The sequence below is a fragment of the Ekhidna sp. ABH4_415 genome (genome assembly GCF_056161305.1).
This window is the reverse complement of the sequence record NZ_JBSWYW010000015.1, coordinates 1-3,580: the sequence shown is the minus strand read 5'-3', so window position 1 is coordinate 3,580 and position 3,580 is coordinate 1. Positions and strand designations below refer to the sequence as shown.

The following is a 3,580-nucleotide window of genomic DNA, read 5'->3' as shown; positions in this document are numbered from 1 at the left end:
CATCACCGGATGTGTGTCTGCTACAGCAAACATTACCATCAACTCCGGTCAACCTACCCTTGGTGCAGGTGAGTCCGGACTGACCGGAAACTCTGTCTGCGACCCAGGTGCCAACGACCCAAGCAACCCGGATGCCAACGGTGCGGTTACCCTTACCCCTACCGGTGGTACAGGAGCTGGCACATTTGCGTTCGCACTTGAAACTGCAGGTGGTACACCTATCGCTTTTGATGGATCTACTGGTGGAATATACGCTGACGTAAGCTATGACCTCAATGGGGTCACCAATACCACCGTCAATGGATTACCTATCGGTAACTATGTGATGACCATCACCGATGAAAACTCAGGCTGTTCAATCGATCATCCGTTTGCCATCGGAGATGCTACAACTGATCCTACTTTGGATGAACCTACCATTCAGGCCAATACGACAGATAACACATCGTGTAACCCTGCCAATTATACCGGTACAGCTACAGTAAACCTTGCTGACATCACCGGTGCTGGTGCTGCGCTATCCGATTACAGCTTCTTCTGGGCGACTGCCGCTGACCCGGCTACTCAAATTGATGATGATAACGTTCTCGATGACGACATCTCTGGTAACTCCGGAGTAGAAGATGGTGATTATATCCTCATCGTTACTGACCTCATTACAGGATGTACTTCAGCAACAGCCAACATTACCATTGGGCAATCACTCGCGGTTATTGATATTGAGACTACAATGGATCAAAGCGACTTTGGATGCCCTGGAAATAACACAGGTCAGTTAACAGCTTCTATTAACTCAGGCACAACCGATTACACCCTCTCGTGGTATAGCGGAGCATCCCCTTCAGGTGCGCCAATTAATACGACTGTCAATACTTCTAATACAATTTCAGGATTATCATCTGGATTATACGTAGTTGAAGTTACAGATAACGTCACATTATGTACGGAGACCGAGCAAATAACAGTAACTTCTCAGACCCTGACATTAACGCCTAATCTGAGTTCAACACCTCAACAAAATTGTAATTTGGAGGATGGTGCGGCTACTGTCGATAATGTTATTGTGGCTGGTGGACCTACCGGACATACTCCTGTATACAAGTATGATTGGTACCTTGGGCCAACTCAGTTCATTGAGATTCCATTCGATAACTTATCAGGCACGTTCGAAGAAGGAGAAAACATCACTGTTGGTGGGGAAACAGCTACAATCATTGCCTTTGATCCGGCAGGGACGATTCTTGCATCGGATCCAAGTGGAGATATAGTTGATAATGATGCTATTTCAGGAGGTTCTTCAGGAGCCACTGCAGACGTTAACAGCAGTGAGGATATCACAACTACTGGTACAGTTGGTGTATCGACACTGAATTACCTGACAGCTGGAACCTATTCGGTATTTGTGACTGATACACAATCAGGATGTACTTCATCTAAGTTCGACATTGTTGTAGCGGATGCACTTCCTGCTGCTCCGACTATTGTAATTACAGCAGATGCAACACCAGGCGCTTGTAATAGCCAGGGTGGTGAGCTGAGTGCTGCAGTTACGGATAATGGTGGTGGAATTGCCAACTTCTTCTGGTATGAAGGTTCTGATGATTTCGCAAATGATGATCCAACTGGTGCCAACGCTCTTGCTGATGGAATTAATCAATTGCAAGCTGATCCAACAGCCAATATCGATGTGAACCACTCAATTCCGACAAGTTCTCAATTGGATAATATTGTTCCAGGACTTTACACGTTCGTGGTTGAAGACAACAACGGATGTAGATATCAACAAACTTTTGATCTTCCATTTAATGGTATCCAAACGACTACTGCACTGACTGTAACCAATGTGGATGAATGTCCTGACAATGGTACTGCTGATGTTTCATTGGCAGATTTCCAGGTGTTGACTGTCACTTATGATGGAGGAAATACCGGCGATTTTGAGACACTTGAACCATATACTTCTGTAGATAATGGTGGTGGAAGTAACGCAATTGGTTTGATCAGTTTTGATGATGCTTCTGGTACGGTACAGCTTTCAGTAACCTCAGGTTCTTTTACGGCAGGAGCCGGGGATGAAATCGTGGGTACCAATACAGGCAATCGAGCAACCATTGATGCAGTAAGCAGTGTTGGATTTACGAATAATGAAGCGGATGATATAGACGAATACATCATCTACCTATATGCAGGTGCAGGTGTGCCGGCAGATCGGTTTACCCCTTACACCATTGTTAATTCAGTAGGATCACCTTTAAGATTCCCTTACACCTATGATCCGGATGACGGTCGAGTATTTGATGGTGATGGTGTTCAAATTGATAATCCGGGTACTATTTCGGAAGGCGGATCCATTACATTCACCTCTCTTCCTGCCGGGCCTTACACTGCAATAGCAAGAGAAAAAGCAACAGCAGCTTTCGGAAGTGGTGATCAGTGTTGGTCATCATCGGCTACTGACAATTTGATACAGGAAGCATATGAGCCAATCATTACCAGCTTTAGTATAACTGATGATACTTTCTGTGATTCAGACAATGGTTCTATATCCGTATCCGTCGCAAAAGACACTGATGATACCGCATTGGCTGATGGGTTCTATTTCACATGGTATGATAACACACCTGCTATTATCTTCCAGGAGGGAATTGCAGCTGCTACAGCTACGTCAACAACTCCTGCTACACTTGGTGCAGGTACATATACGGTAGAAATTGAAAGAGCACCGGGAGGTGTGACACCTGGAATAGGTTGTACAGTCACCAGTCAAACTTTCACCGTTTCTCATGATCCGGAAGTTCATGAAATCTCTGCGGTTGCTACTCCTGCTGAAAATCTAAATTGTAATCCATTTACTGGCGTTGCGGAAGTAACAGAGATCAATGATAATGGAACTCCAAGTGTTACTTTTAGTGATTATGAATTCAAGTGGTACCTTGATGATCAGGCTACTCAAATCGTTTATGTTCCATATACTGGTTTAGTTGGTGCATTCAATATTGGAGATGGTGTAACTTTCTCTGGCACTGGTGCAACAGCAACTGTTATTTCCGATGATGGCAATTCCATGATAGTTAGTGGACCTACTGGAACGATCAATGAAGGAAGCACTGTTTCCTTCGGGGGTAATTCTGCCACGGTAGATTTCACACATAATAACAATGTAACTTCGACTGGAGCCAGTGCAGATAACATTGTAAATGGACTTGAGGGAGGAACGTATTACGTAACGATTGACGATCTCGCTGGATCGGGTTGTCCTTCGGTGCTCAATTTCTTTGAGATCACAATTGAAGACAATACCGTTCTACCGTCCATGAATGTGGTACAGACCGCACAGGATATCTCATGTGATGATGATGCCACCAACCCGCCTAGCGGACAGGCTACTGCCTCGGTGGTCAACGGATCCATGGATGTGGATGATTACATCTTCACCTGGTACTTCGATGCTGCGGCAACCAACACACTTGATGCTGGTGATGATCCGGGGCTTGTGAACCTCTCCTTCGATGGTACAGGAGCTTCTGGCAATACCGCCAACGGACAAGCGGGTGTGAACAGAATCAACAGCCTGCCTGCT

Annotated in this window: 1 protein-coding gene; it reads left to right on the top strand. The window is 45.3% G+C overall.

From position 1 onward, the window contains the following. Positions 1 to 3,580, top strand: a 3,580-nt coding sequence (locus ACXAH9_RS17120) for a beta strand repeat-containing protein (protein ID WP_474896072.1), incomplete at both ends; no start/stop codon positions are given.